This is a genomic window from Bacillus sp. AFS037270 (assembly GCF_002585305.1).
This window is the reverse complement of sequence record NZ_NUNF01000042.1, coordinates 50,600-67,471: the sequence shown is the minus strand read 5'-3', so window position 1 is coordinate 67,471 and position 16,872 is coordinate 50,600. Positions and strand designations below refer to the sequence as shown.

Genomic DNA, 16,872 nt, shown 5'->3' with positions numbered 1-16,872 from the left:
AAGACAATTAAAGCTTGAGGGTGTTTCATTTTTTATTTATAATCAATTATTACATCTTCTAGTGGTAATCGTGTGGTGTTGTGTGCTGGTGCTGCAGCCTTTCCAATTGGAAGTAGTAAAATTGGAAAATAGCGATCGGAGACATTAAATCTTTCGATGAATTTCTGTTTATCGAAGCCTGCCATCGGTACTGTATCATAGCCTCTTTCTTTCGCAATCAGCATCAACTGCATGGAGATTAGCCCCGCATCGAATGTGGCAATATTTTTGCGAACCTCTTCAGGTGCATGTGGGTATGTGCTGTTACCATTAGCAATTAATTGCTCCATACTCACTTTATCCATGAATCCGGCTTCAAAGGCACTTTGATACACTTTTTCAATACTTTTATACATTTCCTTGTCACCTAAGACAGCAATAACGACAGACGCTGTTTCAACCTGTTCTTGGTTGAATGCAATCGTTCTTAACTCTGCTTTTGTTTCTTGATCTTGAATTACAATAAAGCGCCATGGCTGTAAGTTACTTGATGATGGTGCTGTTGTTGCCTCTTTAATCATATCTTTAATTTCTTCTACAGAAATCGAAACATTAGGTTCATATTTTCTTACAGAGCGACGTTCTTTCATTACGTCTGTTAATCTTTTTTCAGCAATTGTTTCCATGAGAAATTTTCCTCCTAGGACATTTTTACTTACTCTTAGTAAGTTTGTTTTTTTATCTTACTAAAAGTAAGTACCTATCGTCAAGGAAAAAAATTATGGTATGATATTGTTAGAAAAGTTAAAAAGAGGTTGTAAAAAAATGAGTGAACTCAACAAACATTCCTGTAGGTCTGATTCAAAAAAGGAAGTTCAACATGTCTGCACGAATTTTCATAGTGCGATTGAATTCATTGGTAAACGTTGGATGGGTGCGGTTATCTATGCACTGATGACAGGGCCCAAGCGATATCATGAAATTATTTCCTCAATCCCCGGCATTTCCGACCGTTTGTTAACAGAGCGGCTGCGAGATTTGGAATCAGAAGGGTTAATTACCAAAAAGGTGATTGCGACCTCTCCTAAACGAGTGGAGTATGAACTTACAACTGCCGGAAAAGATCTTGAAGAAGTGATAAATACAATAGTAAAATGGGCGAAAAATCGCTCAAATAAGTAGAATGGCTACTATAAAAGAGGCTTGCATGTGATTATACATGCAAGCCTCTTTTATGTACTAAAACCGATTTTTTCTGTGAAACAGCCCCATTACTTCAATCGTTTCCGTGATATTGACAAAAGCACACGGATCCACCTCAACAATAAGATTTTTGACTTCATTAAGTTCATATCGAGTAATGACAGTTATGATGATGTTGCGCTTGTCATTGGAGTATGCACCAATCCCATCCATGACGGTAAGACCTCTATAGAGATTGGCTAGCAAATGTTGCCTTAGTTCTTCACCTTTATCCGTAATAATCATCAAGGTTAACTTCGCATGGTCCGTATAGATCGTATCCACAACTTTCCCGGTTAAATAAATAGATACTAATGTATTAAGGGCCGCATCCCAATTAAATAAAAATCCACTAATCACAATGACAACAGCGTTCATACCCGAAAGTAACACACCTATTGGAAAATCCTTTTTTCTCGACACAATCATCCCAATGATGTCAAATCCGCCCGTTGAACCCGATGAACGAAAGACCAACCCTACTCCAAGACCTGCCAAAATCCCTCCAAAGATGGATGAAAGAATTGAATCCTTCGCAATTGGAAGTTCAGGCACTATGTAAAGGCCCACTGAAATGATGACTACAGAAATAATAGTATTCATAATGAATTTCTTTCCTAGCATCTTATAACCAATAATGATCAGTGGTAAATTCAATAGGAAGTTTGCCAAACCGGTATTAAGCGGGGTAACCATCCCTAATATCATTGATATTCCGCTTAATCCGCTGCTTAATACAGCGTGAGGAATTAAAAAAAGGTTAAATGCCACCACTACAATGAGGGAACCGGCAATTACTCCAATAATCTGCATGGCAAATCCTCCTGCCTCCCAATTTTTTCTTTTTTTTAAATGATACTGATTCTCTAAATGAAAGTAAACTTAATAGTTTTTTTCCAATAGCATAAATAGTCTGCCTATTTAGATTTAATTGACTTTTATTAAACAAGTTGACAATTTGAGTATATCAATGATACTTTAGTAGCATATTAATTTAATAGAAAAATCCTCATCAAAACCGATGAGGTAGAGGTCGCGGTTTTTATCAGTAAAACGGATGAGATGTAGAGACATCGATGAATTTGTTTGAAAGGAAAAGCTGCCGAAGTGTGCTTTCTTCTCTATAAAAGCATGCTGGGTCTGTCTTCGAATAGGAGCAGAACTGTCACGTTTGAACCAACCAAGCAAACGTGTTGAGCTATCTTTCGGAAGGTATGATGCGGGGTATTAACAATGCCATCGGAGTCTGCTTCGATGGCATTTTTTATTCCAAAACTCCTTCTCGAAACTGTAAATTGCAGGCTGACCATCAGGTACTTGCGTACGTTAACAGCATTTTATAAAAAAGAAAAGGAGTTTTATTAATGCAAGGACAAACAGCTAGACCTTTAGAAGATATAAATACAGGTAAACATACATCTAAAGAGGATTCGAATGAATTAAAACGAAGCTTAAAATCTCGTCATTTGACAATGATTTCTCTTGGCGGAACCATCGGAACTGGATTATTTCTCGCAAGCGGAGGCGCAATTCACTCGGCCGGTCCAGGCGGAGCGATTCTTTCCTATCTTGTGATTGGAGTAATGGTGTACTTCCTAATGCAAAGCTTAGCTGAAATGGGCGCTTACATGCCAGTTGCTGGAAGCTTTAGTACGTATGCAACTAAATTTGTCGATCCATCCCTTGGCTTTGCCCTTGGCTGGAACTACTGGTATAACTGGGCGATTACAATTGCGGCAGAATTAGCTGCTGTCACCATGATCATGAAGTTTTGGTTCCCACATACTCCTTCATTTGTATGGAGTGCTATTTTCTTAGTAATTATGTTCCTATTAAACTATCTTTCAGTAAAAGGATTTGGGGAAGCGGAGTATTGGTTCTCGCTAGTTAAAGTAGTTACAGTTATTATTTTTATTATTACAGGTACATTGATGATTTTTGGTATTATGGGTGATCATGCAATCGGCTTTAAAAACTTCACGGTCGGTGATGCTCCTTTTCACGGCGGGTTTATGGCAATGCTTGGTATCTTTATGGCAGCAGGTTTCTCTTTCCAAGGAACTGAACTATTAGGTGTTGCAGCCGGCGAGACGGATGATCCAAGTAAATCGATACCACGTGCAGTAAAATCTGTATTCTGGCGTATTCTCTTATTTTATGTATTAGCCATTTTAGTGATTGGTCTTCTTATTCCGTACACAAACGAAAACTTGGCTAATGGGGACGTATCAGTCAGCCCATTTACACTTGTTTTTCAAAAAGCTGGTATTGCGTTCGCTGCTTCTGTTATGAATGCGGTTATCTTAACAGCGGTCTTATCAGCGGGTAACTCTGGAATGTATGCATCAACACGGATGCTTTGGGATCTTGCACGCCAAGGAAAGGCTCCTAGATTCTTAGGAAAACTAAATAAAAATGGTGTTCCGGTAAATGCTTTAATCGCGACAACCTTAGTAGGAACTCTTGCGTTTCTGGCCTCTTTCTTTGGAGATGGAACCGTTTATGTTTGGTTATTAAACGCTTCTGGTATGTCAGGCTTTATTGCATGGCTTGGAATTGCCATCTGTCACTATCGTTTCCGTAGAGCTTATGTAGCACAAGGAAAAGATCTTAACTTATTACCGTTTAAATCAAAACTTTTCCCATTTGGTCCAATTTTTGCCTTTGCGGTTTGTGCATTTGTAGTCCTTGGTCAAAATTATTCAGCCTTTATGGGTGACCAAATCGATTGGAATGGTGTTTTAGTATCTTATATCGGCTTACCTTTATTCCTTATTTTATGGATTGGATACAAATTCACGAAAAAGACTAAGGTTATACCTTTAGAAAAGTGTGATTTAGAAGTTTAAGAATATAGATAAAGCACGCGAATCCGCGTGCTTTTTTTATAAAAGGCTGTGTTAAACTTGAGTGTTGATTTCCGCTCCAATCAACATGCTAATAATCAACAATAACCTTTAACACAACCTTATAAAAAAAACAGACTTTAATTGAGTCTGTTTTTTACCACCTATTACGAATAATTCCGCTCTACTCTACTTCACGTCAGATGCCCAAACATATAGATCTTCAATCTGGCAATTTAATTCTTTTGAAATAGTCATGGCACAATTTAGATTCATTACTTTTTTAGACAAGTAATCGTCTAGTTGACTTCTAGGAATATTTGTGTTCCTTTCTAAACTTTCTAAAGTCATACCACTTTTGGATAATAACTCCTTGAGGTTACTTCTTTTTGCTTTATAATTTGTCAAAAATGACACCTCGCTTTATGTAAAGCATACCATAGTTACTTTATAATGGAAAGGAGAACGGTTCTGATTTTTCTTTGGTTACTTCCATATCCTATAGAGTGACAACACATAAGAGGCGTTTTTGTGTTATACTTAAAATGAATCTTTAAGGGGTGTGGAAATGAAAAGCTCAAATAACCGATACACTGCTGGTCAAACCGTAAATATTATAGAAACAGGCGAGGTAGTCACCATTTTAAAATGGCAATATGTGAAAAATATGAAGAGGTATTCTTATATCGTTAAAGAACATCCTAGTACATTTTATTTTGAAGAAGAACTGCAAAATTTATAAAATATAAAAAGCAGCACATAAAAAGAAGACCCATTGGATCTTCTTTTTATTTTTGATTAAAACTCAGCATTTCCTGTTGTTCTTGGGAATGGAATAACATCCCTAATATTTGCCATACCGGTAAGGTACATGATTAAACGTTCAAACCCAAGACCATAACCTGAGTGTTTCGTGCCGCCGTATTTTCTTAATTCCAGGTACCACCAATAATCTTCTTCGCTCATTCCTAATTCTTTGATTTTTTCGGCTAGGATTTCTTCTCGCTCTTCACGCTGACTTCCACCAATTAACTCACCAATTCCTGGTACAAGTAAATCTGTTGCGGCTACAGTCTTGTTGTCTTCATTTAAACGCATATAAAAAGCTTTGATCTCTTTTGGATAATCCGTTACAAATACTGGGCGTTTAAAGATTTTCTCGCACAAATAGCGTTCATGCTCCGTTTGAAGGTCAAGACCCCATTCAACCGGATAAGCAAATGTTTCTCCAGAATTCTTCAATAACTCAATGGCTTCGGAATAAGTTACTCTTCCAAAGTCAGCTGTATGAGCCAGATTCAATCTATCTAACAATCCCTTCTCTACAAAGCTGTTAAAGAAGTTCATCTCTTCAGGAGCTTGTTCCAGTACATAGCCAATTACACACTTCACCATTTCTTCCGCTAAATCCATGATATCTGGAAGCTCAGCAAAGGCAAGCTCAGGTTCGATCATCCAAAACTCAGCCGCATGTCTAGCAGTGTTTGAATTTTCTGCTCTAAAAGTCGGTCCAAATGTATATACATTTCTAAACGCTAATGCAAACGCCTCAGCTGAAAGCTGACCGCTAACGGTAAGGTTTGTTTCTTTATGAAAGAAGTCCTGCGTAACATCTGTTTTACCTTCTTCATTCTTCGGAAGATTGTCCATATCCAATGTGGTGACACGGAACATTTCGCCAGCGCCTTCCGTGTCACTGCCAGTGATGATTGGCGAATGAACATAGACAAATCCTTTATCTTGGAAAAATTTATGGATCGCATAAGATGCTAATGATCTTACCCGGAAAACCGCATTAAACGTATTCGTTCTTGGACGCAAGTGTGCGATTGTTCTTAAATATTCGAAGGAATGCCTTTTTTTCTGTAGCGGATAATCTACATTAGATGTTCCTTCAATGATAATTTCCGTTGCTTTAATTTCGAAAGGCTGCTTTGCTTGAGGTGTATAAATAAAGTCTCCCTTTACTCTAATCGAAGAACTGATCGGAAGCTTTGTAAGCTCCTTAAAGTTTTCTAATTGCTCATCGAATACGATTTGCACACCCTTAAAAAAACTGCCATCATTTAATTCAATGAACCCAAAGGTTTTGGAGTCACGGATTGTCCGAATCCATCCGGACAATTGCACTTTTTGCTCAATATAACTTTCGGTATTTCTGTACAAATCCTTAATTAAGGCTTGTTTCATTCTTCTTCCTCCTAAATCCTATGTAAAAGGTTTCGCTAATAGCCAGAATGGATGTTTTACCCTATATAATAATAAATACCTCTCATCCTAGGGGGACGAAAGGTAGAATTCTGACTATCCTCATTTCTTTTATCCCTTCAATATTATACAAAATACCATGTGACATAAGCAATATTCAACAAATTATTCGTTATATTAGAAAATTAATGTAGAAATTTGAAAGTTAGTCTCCCCATATCGTCTTTGGCCCTTATCACTCAGCAAAAACTATTTTATTTTTCAGAATTCCTTAATAATTAGCAGGAATTAGTTAGATTACAGTCGAATTAATAAAAAAATGAAATCTTGATTGGGGGTAAGATCGTGGACAAGGTTACCTGTATTGCCTATCTGCTATACACTTCTTCTAAGAATCAAGACATCAGAGATAAAGCTATTCAATTATTGAATGGCGACATGTCCATACATGATTTAAAGCGGGATCATTCTGTTCATACACTCCTAGTTATGGCAGAATCGATGCTAAGAAAAAACAAATTAGATAAAAAACAAGTACAAGTCTTTGTTGAAGAATTTATGGTAGTCGAGGTTTAATTTCGGATAGCAGGATTTTAGATTTATTTTTGATAACATAATATGCCGCTTCCATTTTGAGCTTTAGATGTTATATAATAAACAAATCCTAAAGATTCCCAAAAGTGCTGCGCTATTGTGTTTTCTTGCAGGACACCAATTCGGACTTTGTCCAAACCCCGATTCCGCATCTCACTTTCGTAATGTTCATAGGCCTGTTTTCCAAAACCAAAACCTTGATAATCTTTATGGATGATTAACAATCCAAGCCACGGAAGAGAATCTTTTGGATTTTCCAGCATATAATCAATAACCCCAATATAGGTCTCATCAAGCTTAATAAATACACTGATTGTATTTGGGTTCAGAAATTCCTTTTCCATATCTTTAAGTGACCTAGTTTTACTCCTATTTTCCATCACATTATATTGAGGATTAGAATTGAAAATCTCAAGTGCAATATATAATGTTTCTTTGTTTATTTCTTCAAAATTTATCGACATCCTGTACTCTCCCATAGACATTTTTCTATAATTCATTATATCAAATCCGATCATGATCATATACAAAGATCCTGAATGAATTTTCCGACACAAATATTACATTACTTCATAAAAGAAAGGTGATTTAAATGGTACAAGTAGAAGTAACAATAACTTTCGAAGGAAAAAGCTACTTAACAAATGTTATCGCCCATCGTGAAATGTCTGATGATGAAATTTTACGTCTTGCTACTGAACAAGTGCAAAAGCAATGGAAAAAATAATTACTTAGAAAAGCGGCAGGAAGTATCAAACAACCCCTGCCGCTTTTACATTTTATCTAAATCACATCGTAAAAATCCTTTGGTACACATGCCATAAGCGAGCTATATTCACCGGTAGCGAACATATGCAGGACATGCATTGCACGTGTACAAACTGTATAAAATAACTTCCTCTCACTTTCCTTTTCATATCGCGTACAATCATAAAGAATGACAGCGTCAAATTCAATTCCTTTGGCTAAGTAAGAAGGAATTACATTAATTCCTTTTTCATAAGAAATGGTCCCTTTTTCAATTAAATGAACCGGTATAGCTTCTTTTAGTTCCTCAAACAACGCCTTACTTTCTTCCTCCGTTCGGCAGATCACCGCAATCGTTTGATATCCTTCCGATTTATATTGTTTAATGGAATCAAGAATTGCTCCATTTAACTGTGTCTGATCAACATGGCTCACGGTTGGTTTCTTCCCTCTTCGGTTAAAGGGTTCGATTTTTTCCCCACCCTTAATCAAAGCACTAGAAAACTCCACAATTTCCCTGGTTGAACGATAAGTTTTGGTTAAGACAAAAGTCTCAACTTCTTCATTACTAATATCCAAATCGGTCAAAACCGTCTGAGAACCCGTTGCCCCTGAGAAAATGGCCTGGTTGAAATCGCCAAGCATTGTCATTTTACTGTAAGGAAATAGTCGTTGGATAAAGGCAAACTGGAAGGGAGTATAATCCTGTGCTTCATCAATAAAAATATGGCGAATGGCTGTATTTGATTTTCGGCCTTCTAGTAAATCCTGCAGGTAAACAAGAGGGGTAGCATCTTCATAGGGAACCAACCTATGCTGGATGTGATCAATTGTTTGTTGACTAATCTCTGGCCAATGTGTTGGAAGGCCGTTTACAGATTGTTCAGTTTCCTTAAACAATTTCAGGTATAATTGTGTTAGATCAATAAACTTTAAGCTTTTCACTCTCGCAAATAATGGTTTAAATCTTTCTTTCACAACCATTTCTGCAAGCAGCCGTTGTTCTCTTTCAAAATCATCAAAGGTATTATCCGAAAAGTGGTTCTTCTCTTGGAGCTTCTTAAATGCCTCCATGTAGTCCTCTTTTTCAAGGAATTGAATCTCATCCTCTACCCAGCTTCGAGATCGTTCCCGCTTCACCGCACGCTTTAATTCCTTTAGCAGCCATTCCTTTACAAGCTGTATTCTGTTTGGAATGGAATAGCTTTTTTCCAACCTATAAAAATAGTCACTAATTTCCTTCTTAGAAATGATAATATCACCTCTAAAGGATAAGTCCCTAAAGATTAAGCCCTGATTTGATAGCTTGGATACGTAATGGTCAATAATATTTTTAAATTCAATACTGGCTTTAAATCGAATAGCCTCCACTCTAGTCTGGTATGTCTCTTCACACTCTTCGCTAAGCAGGAATTCCATTTGCGAAAAAGGATCCTCCACATCATAGGCTTTGCCCAATCTCTCGGTTAAATACTCTTGGAAAGTGGATTGCTGCATATTCTCCTCACCGAGTTCAGGCAGTACTGTCGAAACATAGCTGTTAAATAGAGGGTTAGGCGAAAAAAGCATAATATTTTCGGCATTAAGGGTACCGCGATAACGATAAAGTAAGTAGGCAACGCGCTGAAGTGCAGCTGAAGTTTTTCCACTTCCAGCTGCTCCCTGGACGATTAATATTTTACTGCGCTCATTTCGGATGATTTCGTTTTGTTCCCGTTGAATAGTAGCAACAATACTTTTCATTTGGGTGCTTGCATTATTCCCAAGCACTTCCTGAAGCATTTCGTCACCAATGGTTACACCTGTATCAAACATTGCCTTGATATCTGATTCCCGGATAATGAATTGCCTTTTTAATGTCATCTCCCCATCAATAGTGCCTTCAGGTATATTATATTGTGCATACCCTGGAGAGTAATCATAATAAAGACTTGAAATGGGTGCCCGCCAATCATAGATTAAAAAATTCTCGTCGTTTTCATCCATTAATGAGGCAATGCCTAAATAGACATGATCAATCTGTTTCTCGCCTTCTTCTAGAAAATCAATCCGTCCAAAATAAGGTGAGTATTTTAATCGGGCGAGTGTCTTTAGATTTTTATCCATGTGAATATGAGTACGTTCTCGCTCTGAGAGAAGTTCAGCCTGTTGCTTTATACTTGCTGCCGTTTCAATAATATCATCTGGTTCATCCATGTTAACCGTAACATCTTCCCAAAAGTTCTTGCGAATCTCAATAACATCGGAGCGTACTGTACCTGTATTCTTTTGCAGATTTTTTACCTTTTGATCGATGACCTTTACAACCGTACTTACTCTCTCCTGTTCCTCACGTAAGGCGGCGCTCTCTCTTTCGCTCATCTAACCACTCCCCATTAAAATATAGATTTAATTTCTTGACAATGCATACCTTATATGTTAATGTTATAATAGGTATTTTAAAAACTATTATCTCATACATATAATACCAACAGTCATTTTACCATGTTCCTCCTTTATAATCAAGAAAAGAATTTACTATAAAAAAACGCCGCACGGCGTTTTTTAATTTGTATCAGATTGATTAAATCCTATCTCCCCTAAAATCCATTTTCTATATGTCCCATAGACCATTACCATAACACCTTTTATCAAAATATAATGGATTAATTTTATTTTCATTTTTAATATCCTAGTTTTAACAAAAATCTGATACAAACAGGCATCAAGCAACAGGACCTTTATTTTTGCCCACCCATCATTCTGCTTTTTTAAGGTAAAATAAGTGAAAACTGAAAAGGTTATAGAATATAACGGTGTAATAATAAAATGCTCCGTCCAAGCATGGTATCTCCCCCATCCGAATCGGATTTTACGAAGGATCGCTAATAGTAAAAATAAATTTGTTTCAGTTACCATGATCATCAAGAAGAAGGATAAATTACGTACCAATACATTCTTCTGAGTAATCCCATAATACCACCAATCACTTAAGAGAAAATATATCGGAATTAAAATGGAGGTATAAATTGTTCTCCACCAATTATGTTTATATACCCCTAATTGCAAAAATAATATTTCAACTAAAGTAAAATAAATACCTCCTAAGAACTTTGTACCCCACCCAGCTTTAGTAATAGTCAGATACACAGCAGTAAAAGGGACAAATATGGACTGGGATAAAAAAGCCCCAAAAATATTGTCCAATGATCTATTTTTAATAACTTTGGGCTTGTATTTATAACCTTTAAATAAGTTTAAAACAAAAAACTCCAGTAAATAAGCAAATCCCATAATTGAACCAAGAAAAATAAAGGTATTTTTCTTGGTTTTACTTTTATAAAAGGCTAAACCAATGAGGAAAGTATGGATAATAAACAAGATCAAAAAAGGAATTCGATTTTTATTTTTTCTCCTCATGTAATCAACCGTCCTTAGACTTCTTATTGGAATAGTATTAGAAAAAAAGCAGTAAATAATTAATAAAAATTAATTAAAAAAATTCCGTCCAGTATTCTGACTACGGCTTCGTTTGGAATGCGAATTTGAGACTGGGGGCGTTCTAGTTGAGAAACAAAGTTAAAATTAACTTTCAAATTTAGGCATAAAAGGCTAAAAATAATTCACAATTACAAACCATTACAATTCACTAGAATCCACTCCCTTTTTAGGGAGTGGGATTTTTATGGACGAATACTGACCCTGGTTCCATTTGGAACCATTTCCGCAAGCTGCAGCACATCCCGATTATACATCCTTACACATCCATGTGAAACGGCTTTTCCAATCGAAGTTGGATCATTAGTTCCATGTATCCCATACCCTTGCTTTGATAGAGAAAGCCATAAAACCCCGAATGGACCTCCCGGATTATATTGGCGGTTGACAATGACAAAATCTCCTACCGGGGTTTGTGTTAGCATCCTTCCTACTGCGATTGGGAATATTTTCACTAACTTGCCACTACTATATAATGTAAGTCTCCTTTTTCCAACAGAAACCTGTATAGAGTAAGGTATGGAACTGGGCTCGGGGAGGCCGGGTATTTGTATTTTTTGTCCTACGTGTAACTGTCCAATTCCAGGATTTGCGGCGTAAAGGCGCCTTAGGCTAACTCGATAGTCTGCTGATATCGTTCCAAGGGTTTCGCCGGGTTGAACCGTATGAATCATGCTATCCCACCTTCCTTTTGATAGCATATTCCTATACAAGTTTGTGGTTGACTGTATTACTACAACTCCGGGTACATATGAGAAAGCCTCCTGCCTCTGTCCAAATCAAAAACATATATCCGACACTGTTCATTATTGGAAGGTAAAAAGACGCCTCCCCCTAAAGGTAAGCGCCTGACCATTTGGACCAATACAGTAAATTAACTAAATCTAAAGAATGGCGACATATCCTCACGCAGGTGATGGATATAGAAATAATCATTGCTAGCTGGATCATAAACATAATCCCTTTTCCACTCTTCTATGTTTTCAATTATTTCTCTGATCGCCTGAACAAAGATAATTATTTCTTCATTTGTCATGATTGGATGAACCGAGAATCGAACCCACCCAGGTTTTGTGGACATATCTCCATGATTAATTTTTTCAGTAATTTGCTTAGAAGTTGCTTTATCGATTTCTAAAAGATAATGGCCATACGTTCCGGCACATGAACATCCCCCTCTTACCTGAATACCATACCTGTCATTTAAGAGACGAACGATCATATTATAATGAATGTTTTCAATATAAAACGAGACAATACCAATTCTATCTTTGATATTCCCAGCTAATATTTTGACCTCTGGAATCTTCTCCAAAAGGGAAAATAACAGACTAAGCTGTTCTTTCTCTCTTTTCAATATTTGATTGATCCCCATCTTCGTTTTCAAATTCAAGCATAAAGCAGTCCGGATCGACTGCAGAATCCCCGGGGTTCCTCCATCTTCCCGCATTTCTATTTCATCAAAATACTGGTGTTCACCCCAAGGATTTGTCCATAAGACCGTTCCGCCGCCGGGATGGTCTGGAACCTTATTGGTATAAATCCTTGAATCAAAGACCAATACTCCACTTGTTCCGGGTCCGCCTAAAAATTTATGCGGTGAGAAAAATATCGCATCTAACTTCTCAAGCGGATCCTCCGGATGCATATTTATCTCGACATATGGTGCAGAGGCCGCGAAATCCACAAAACATAGTCCCCCATGTAAGTGCATGAGCTTCGCAAGCTGATGATATGGCGTTTGAATCCCTGTTACATTGGAACATGCTGTAAAGGATCCAATTTTCACACGGTGCTCCTTATAAACAGTAAGGAGGTGTTCTAAATGACTTAGATCTACTCTTCCATCGTCATCGGGTTTAATAATTACGACCTCTCCAAGTGTTTCAAGCCACGTTGTCTGATTCGAATGGTGTTCCATATGTGTCAAGAAAATGATTGGTCTTTCCCTTTCAGGAAGTTGAAATCGGTTTCTCCAAATTTCTGGAACTCGGAGCCCTAAAATTCGCTGTAGTTTATTTACGACCGAAGTCATCCCAAAACCATCTAGGATTACAACATCATGTTGATCTGCATTAACATGCTCCTTAATAATTCTTTTGGACTGTTTATATAAGCCTGTCATCATTAAACTGGTGATATTTGATTCGGTATGGGTATTGGCCATAAACGGACCAAAAACCTCAGATATTTTTTGTTCAATCGGTTGATACAATCGTCCGCTGGCTGTCCAGTCGGCATAAATGATTTTCTGTTGACCGAAGGGGGAATCAAATTCTTGGTTCATCCCAATCACATGTGAGCGGAATGGTTGAAAATATTCTTCAAGGGTCTCCGGGATCCGAAACATTTTACTTCCAATGTTAGCTGTGATCACTTGTTCCACACCTCACACTTTATATTCTTCTAATCAATATATGCAAGGCCCTTTTAGACCGTTTATTTTAGTTTCCAAAAAAAGAAGGGCAGCCAAATTATTATTGTCTGCCCTTCTGATCTTAGTAAGTTGTTATTTTAGCTGATTCCTTTTTGGTTACCTCTTCAATTTTTTGAATAAACATTTGAAAAACTCTTCTTTTTTCCTCTAAATCTTTTATGTATTCTTTTAGTTGGTTATAGCTTTCTTCAAAGGGTTTATGATACATTTCACGGATTTTTTCAATAATCTCCTCATTCACTGTTGATTGAATGACTTGCTTCGTAATTCCGTACTTATATGAATAAACCTTTAATTCCTGTGCCACTTCATCATATTCTTTGGCAATTTCGGCTAAGACTACGGAAATATCATCCTTCCACTCGTCTAGTGATTTTTGTAAATATGATTTCACCAATGTTTCTTCCATAAAAAACACCCACCCTAATAGATTTGCCTATATTTACCCTATTATAGCGGTATTTGATTACATCCAAGTTTCCCAAAGTTTACAATGTGGTATCAATGCAGTTTTTCTTAGCTCTAATTTACAAAAAAATTGTGCAAAGCGCCCCAGCAACCTGCACAGTTTTTTTCTATCCAAATGATGGTTTACGTAATGAACAATGAACACTCTCTTCATGTAGTTCGGGGGCAAAATCCGCCAATTTTTTAATAAAATAACAGGTCTCAGGGAAATGGTGTTCGAGGAATCTAAGGGTTGTTTTATTTAATATTCTATTCCCCATATATTTTTCAACAATCGAACGAATATACTGATTCATTTCAATTACCGTTCTCCCCACTTCTAAAGCCAGTTCTTTTTGACGCGGGAACCCCTGTTCTGTAAAACGCAGGAAACCTTTTACGTGATGATTTTGCAATATAAACATTTGAAACCTTTGCGCATATAGTTCTGTTTGTCGATCAACAGATAATTCAATCGGATCGACAATATTTCTTAATAGAATAATATGCCCTAGCTGGTCCTCCAGCCACAAATCTAAAAGTTGATCCAGCCGCAGCGGAACCGGCTGCTGACCATTGGCGAGGAAAGATAATTGACGTAAATATTCTTGATTTTCATTTAACGTGCCATTCAAATAAGTAGGTGACAAGTTTAGATTTACTTCGTTTTTAATCCTTAAATTTTGTAAATGTCCTTCAAATCGGAAATAATCGTAAGCAGTGGCATGAGCTTGTTTAGCAAACTCTACCATTTCATTTGTGGCGAGACTTAATGCTGGATTCAATAGTTTTAAATTTCCAAGTAAGCCTTGGAAGGCTTGATTAAATCCTTCTGCAATAGAAATCTCATTTCTTTCAGTTACAGATAAATGATCACGGACGAAAATAGCATGATCCTGGAGAATTTCGAGCCAAAATAAATGCTCCTCCCACACGCCTATGGTACCAGACATCCCAATCCCCCCTCTATAAGAGGATATTCGTGCCTAGTGAAAATAGAAATTCCCTACAAAATTTTTCGTAAAAACAGCTTCCTTATATAAAAAGAAACTGTTTTTGTTTATTCAACTTCGACGATTTTGGCAAACTCATCAATGGTAGTAGAATATTTAACATATGTACGAGGAAGCAAATAAAGTTCATTTTTTATCCCTGCCGATGAATAGGGGCCAGGGGTGGTGGTCAATCCGTACGTATAATACTTTTTCGTTTCAGTCACCACTTGTTTATTTGTGTTTCCGTAGGGATATGCAAGTGCGATTACCTTTTTTCCAGTAATCCGTTGAATTTTTTCTTGTGATTCTTTGAGTTCGTAAGTAAGTTTATCTGATGTCGTTAAATCAGGGTGGGTAGCAGTATGCGACTGAATCGAAATTAAGCCTGAGTCTGCAATTCGTTTTATATCCTCTCTTGATAAACGATTAGCTCTGCCAATAAAGTCAGAAATGACAAAAATGGTCCCTTTCGGCTTAAACTCCCTTGTTTGCAGCTTTTGAAAGACAGCAAACACAGTTAAATTATTTTTATATCCATCATCAAAGGTGATAAAAATGGGCTTTTTTACTTTCATTGCTTCGTGCCATTCTTCAAACGTTAATAACGTAAAACCATGGTCCCGCAGGTATATCATTTGTTTTTCAAAGTTTTCTGGTGTGACATAAAGCTCCTTTGAGCCTGTCCCCGAATATTCAGCGATGGAATGATAAATAAGGATCGGTACTTTCTGAGCAGCAGTTACTCTGACCGGAGAAGCCGTAATGGCAATACTTAATAACATAATAAATAGTCTTATCATCTATAACTCCTCACTTCATTTAGATTGGAAGATTCTAGATTACCTTTTCCAATTGGATGATGTGTCATTCGGTCATTTAGACATGATATCTCCGTTCAAAAAGTGGTAAACTATTCATAACTTTTAAAAAAAGGAGCAACATGATGACAATGTATAAAGTCTTATTCCTAGATATTGATGGCACACTTGTTACACCAGATAACCGAATTGAGGAATCAACGAAAGAAGCCGTTTCCCAGGTTCAGGATAAGGGAATAGAGGTTTTTCTAGCTACCGGAAGGCCGCTCCATGAAATCGATGATTTAGCTTTTCAATTGAACATTCGCTCTTTTATTGGCTATAACGGAGCCAATGCTGTATATAAAGGTGAAGACATCTTTCAGGAACCGTTAGAACCATCCTTAATAAATCGTTACCTTACGATTGCTACGGAGCACAACCATGATGCCGTTCTCTATACAAATAAAGAAAATGTCTTCACAAACCTCGAAGCACCAGTTATCCAAAAATTTATTGAGGTGTTTCACTTTCATAAAAATGAAGCTTATGGCCCCGAGTTTAATCGTGATGTTTTAGGAATTACCCTGATTAATCTAAAACCTGAGGATGTGCCTCTTTATGAAAGTGAGGCTGGAATCCATTTATCACAAGTAAATGTTGAAGGTCTAAAGCATTCCTATGATGTAATTAGAGATAAAATCAATAAAGGGTATGGGATTCAAATGCTATTAAAATATCTCAACATCCCCAAGGAAAGCGCCATTGCCTTCGGCGATGGGATGAACGATAAAGAAATGCTCCAAGCTGTTAGGGAAAGCTTTGCAATGGGGAACGGGCATCCTGATATTTTCCAATATGCCAAGCATAAAACAACTGACGTTTCAAACTCTGGTATATATAATGGATTGAAAACGCTTGGATTAGTTAAATAGACAATAGATAGAGAAGTGCCGTTATTCCANNTGGAATAACGGCACTTCTCTTCTTTTTGTATTCAGCGCCTTTTTTGCAAAAAAATGTTGTTATTTCGTGGTTTCAGTCTTGTTTTGATAGCTTTTGTCAAGCGGCAGGAAAAGTATATACCCGATGGTGAATAACTA

The 16,872-nt window shown here is 37.0% G+C and carries 18 protein-coding genes and 1 riboswitch; of the genes, 6 read left to right on the top strand and 12 right to left on the bottom strand.

The window, feature by feature from the left end; genetic code table 11:
- Positions 1–32 precede the first annotated feature (32 nt).
- Positions 33–665 carry a nitroreductase family protein gene (locus tag COD92_RS20745; protein WP_098529201.1) on the bottom strand — a complete coding sequence of 211 codons (633 nt, stop codon included), beginning with the start codon at positions 663–665 and terminating at the stop codon, positions 33–35.
- 139 nt (positions 666–804) lie between these two features.
- Here COD92_RS20745 and COD92_RS20740 point away from each other — a divergent pair, with 139 nt between their 5' ends.
- The gene (locus tag COD92_RS20740; protein ID WP_098529203.1) at positions 805–1,161 is read left to right on the top strand and encodes a winged helix-turn-helix transcriptional regulator; all 357 of its coding nucleotides are present in this window, start codon (positions 805–807) and stop codon (positions 1,159–1,161) included.
- Between the two features lie 57 nt (positions 1,162–1,218).
- On the opposite strand, the gene COD92_RS20735 is transcribed toward COD92_RS20740, so the two are convergent.
- Complete coding sequence (locus COD92_RS20735; protein WP_098529205.1) at positions 1,219–2,034, bottom strand: YitT family protein; 816 nt, start codon at positions 2,032–2,034, stop codon at positions 1,219–1,221.
- Between the two features lie 206 nt (positions 2,035–2,240).
- Positions 2,241–2,430, top strand: a riboswitch (Lysine riboswitch).
- Between the two features lie 155 nt (positions 2,431–2,585).
- Between COD92_RS20735 and COD92_RS20730 the strand changes: the two genes are divergently transcribed.
- Entirely contained in the window at positions 2,586–4,070 is a 1,485-nt protein-coding gene (locus COD92_RS20730; RefSeq protein WP_255286606.1) for an amino acid permease, read from the top strand.
- Positions 4,071–4,256: 186 nt separating this feature from the next.
- On the opposite strand, the gene COD92_RS33425 is transcribed toward COD92_RS20730, so the two are convergent.
- Positions 4,257–4,484 (bottom strand): helix-turn-helix domain-containing protein, encoded by a 228-nt coding sequence (locus tag COD92_RS33425; protein WP_368731443.1) that lies wholly within the window; start codon positions 4,482–4,484, stop codon positions 4,257–4,259.
- Between the two features lie 151 nt (positions 4,485–4,635).
- On the opposite strand from COD92_RS33425, the gene COD92_RS32165 reads away from it, so the two are divergent.
- Positions 4,636–4,809, top strand: a complete 174-nt coding sequence (locus tag COD92_RS32165; protein ID WP_176541145.1) for a hypothetical protein — start codon at positions 4,636–4,638, stop codon at positions 4,807–4,809.
- A gap of 56 nt (positions 4,810–4,865) precedes the next feature.
- On the opposite strand, the gene asnS is transcribed toward COD92_RS32165, so the two are convergent.
- The gene (gene asnS / locus COD92_RS20720) at positions 4,866–6,257 is read right to left on the bottom strand and encodes an asparagine--tRNA ligase (protein WP_098529209.1); all 1,392 of its coding nucleotides are present in this window, start codon (positions 6,255–6,257) and stop codon (positions 4,866–4,868) included.
- Between the two features lie 363 nt (positions 6,258–6,620).
- Here asnS and COD92_RS20715 point away from each other — a divergent pair, with 363 nt between their 5' ends.
- Positions 6,621–6,851 carry a hypothetical protein gene (locus COD92_RS20715; protein WP_098529211.1) on the top strand — a complete coding sequence of 77 codons (231 nt, stop codon included), beginning with the start codon at positions 6,621–6,623 and terminating at the stop codon, positions 6,849–6,851.
- 23 nt (positions 6,852–6,874) lie between these two features.
- Here the strand turns inward: COD92_RS20715 and COD92_RS20710 are convergent, their stop codons facing one another.
- Positions 6,875–7,333 (bottom strand): GNAT family N-acetyltransferase, encoded by a 459-nt coding sequence (locus COD92_RS20710; RefSeq protein WP_098529213.1) that lies wholly within the window; start codon positions 7,331–7,333, stop codon positions 6,875–6,877.
- Positions 7,334–7,461: 128 nt separating this feature from the next.
- Here COD92_RS20710 and COD92_RS20705 point away from each other — a divergent pair, with 128 nt between their 5' ends.
- Positions 7,462–7,596, top strand: a complete 135-nt coding sequence (locus COD92_RS20705) for a BA3454 family stress response protein (RefSeq protein ID WP_098529215.1) — start codon at positions 7,462–7,464, stop codon at positions 7,594–7,596.
- Between the two features lie 56 nt (positions 7,597–7,652).
- Here the strand turns inward: COD92_RS20705 and helD are convergent, their stop codons facing one another.
- The 7 genes from helD to COD92_RS20670 form a co-directional block, all read right to left on the bottom strand.
- Entirely contained in the window at positions 7,653–9,977 is a 2,325-nt protein-coding gene (gene helD / locus COD92_RS20700; RefSeq protein ID WP_098529217.1) for an RNA polymerase recycling motor HelD, read from the bottom strand.
- 183 nt (positions 9,978–10,160) lie between these two features.
- On the bottom strand, positions 10,161–11,015 hold the full coding sequence (locus tag COD92_RS20695) for a hypothetical protein (protein ID WP_098529219.1): 855 nt from the start codon (positions 11,013–11,015) through the stop codon (positions 10,161–10,163).
- A 263-nt stretch (positions 11,016–11,278) separates the two neighbouring features.
- Positions 11,279–11,767 carry a L,D-transpeptidase family protein gene (locus COD92_RS20690; RefSeq protein WP_098529221.1) on the bottom strand — a complete coding sequence of 163 codons (489 nt, stop codon included), beginning with the start codon at positions 11,765–11,767 and terminating at the stop codon, positions 11,279–11,281.
- 200 nt (positions 11,768–11,967) lie between these two features.
- Positions 11,968–13,470: an aminotransferase class V-fold PLP-dependent enzyme gene (locus COD92_RS20685; protein WP_480253568.1), complete on the bottom strand. Its 1,503-nt coding sequence runs from the start codon at positions 13,468–13,470 to the stop codon at positions 11,968–11,970.
- Positions 13,471–13,591: 121 nt separating this feature from the next.
- The gene (locus COD92_RS20680) at positions 13,592–13,939 is read right to left on the bottom strand and encodes a hypothetical protein (protein WP_098529223.1); all 348 of its coding nucleotides are present in this window, start codon (positions 13,937–13,939) and stop codon (positions 13,592–13,594) included.
- Between the two features lie 166 nt (positions 13,940–14,105).
- Positions 14,106–14,930, bottom strand: a complete 825-nt coding sequence (locus tag COD92_RS20675) for a DUF2935 domain-containing protein (RefSeq protein WP_098529225.1) — start codon at positions 14,928–14,930, stop codon at positions 14,106–14,108.
- 107 nt (positions 14,931–15,037) lie between these two features.
- Complete coding sequence (locus COD92_RS20670) at positions 15,038–15,772, bottom strand: polysaccharide deacetylase family protein (protein ID WP_098529227.1); 735 nt, start codon at positions 15,770–15,772, stop codon at positions 15,038–15,040.
- 143 nt (positions 15,773–15,915) lie between these two features.
- Here COD92_RS20670 and COD92_RS20665 point away from each other — a divergent pair, with 143 nt between their 5' ends.
- Positions 15,916–16,704 (top strand): HAD family hydrolase, encoded by a 789-nt coding sequence (locus COD92_RS20665; RefSeq protein WP_098996499.1) that lies wholly within the window; start codon positions 15,916–15,918, stop codon positions 16,702–16,704.
- The last annotated feature ends 168 nt before the right edge of the window (positions 16,705–16,872 follow it).

Excerpts from the sequence above, each read along its gene's own strand:
- COD92_RS20745 (WP_098529201.1), bottom strand. The coding sequence starts at position 665 with ATGGAAACAATTGCTGAAAAAAGATTAACAGACGTAATGAAAGAACGT.
- COD92_RS20740 (WP_098529203.1), top strand. The coding sequence starts at position 805 with ATGAGTGAACTCAACAAACATTCCTGTAGGTCTGATTCAAAAAAGGAA.
- COD92_RS20735 (WP_098529205.1), bottom strand. The coding sequence starts at position 2,034 with ATGCAGATTATTGGAGTAATTGCCGGTTCCCTCATTGTAGTGGTGGCA.
- COD92_RS20730 (WP_255286606.1), top strand. The coding sequence starts at position 2,586 with ATGCAAGGACAAACAGCTAGACCTTTAGAAGATATAAATACAGGTAAA.
- COD92_RS32165 (WP_176541145.1), top strand. The coding sequence starts at position 4,636 with ATGAAAAGCTCAAATAACCGATACACTGCTGGTCAAACCGTAAATATT.
- asnS (WP_098529209.1), bottom strand. The coding sequence starts at position 6,257 with ATGAAACAAGCCTTAATTAAGGATTTGTACAGAAATACCGAAAGTTAT.
- COD92_RS20710 (WP_098529213.1), bottom strand. The coding sequence starts at position 7,333 with ATGTCGATAAATTTTGAAGAAATAAACAAAGAAACATTATATATTGCA.
- COD92_RS20705 (WP_098529215.1), top strand. The coding sequence starts at position 7,462 with ATGGTACAAGTAGAAGTAACAATAACTTTCGAAGGAAAAAGCTACTTA.
- helD (WP_098529217.1), bottom strand. The coding sequence starts at position 9,977 with ATGAGCGAAAGAGAGAGCGCCGCCTTACGTGAGGAACAGGAGAGAGTA.
- COD92_RS20695 (WP_098529219.1), bottom strand. The coding sequence starts at position 11,015 with ATGAGGAGAAAAAATAAAAATCGAATTCCTTTTTTGATCTTGTTTATT.
- COD92_RS20690 (WP_098529221.1), bottom strand. The coding sequence starts at position 11,767 with ATGATTCATACGGTTCAACCCGGCGAAACCCTTGGAACGATATCAGCA.
- COD92_RS20680 (WP_098529223.1), bottom strand. The coding sequence starts at position 13,939 with ATGGAAGAAACATTGGTGAAATCATATTTACAAAAATCACTAGACGAG.
- COD92_RS20675 (WP_098529225.1), bottom strand. The coding sequence starts at position 14,930 with ATGTCTGGTACCATAGGCGTGTGGGAGGAGCATTTATTTTGGCTCGAA.
- COD92_RS20670 (WP_098529227.1), bottom strand. The coding sequence starts at position 15,772 with ATGATAAGACTATTTATTATGTTATTAAGTATTGCCATTACGGCTTCT.
- COD92_RS20665 (WP_098996499.1), top strand. The coding sequence starts at position 15,916 with ATGACAATGTATAAAGTCTTATTCCTAGATATTGATGGCACACTTGTT.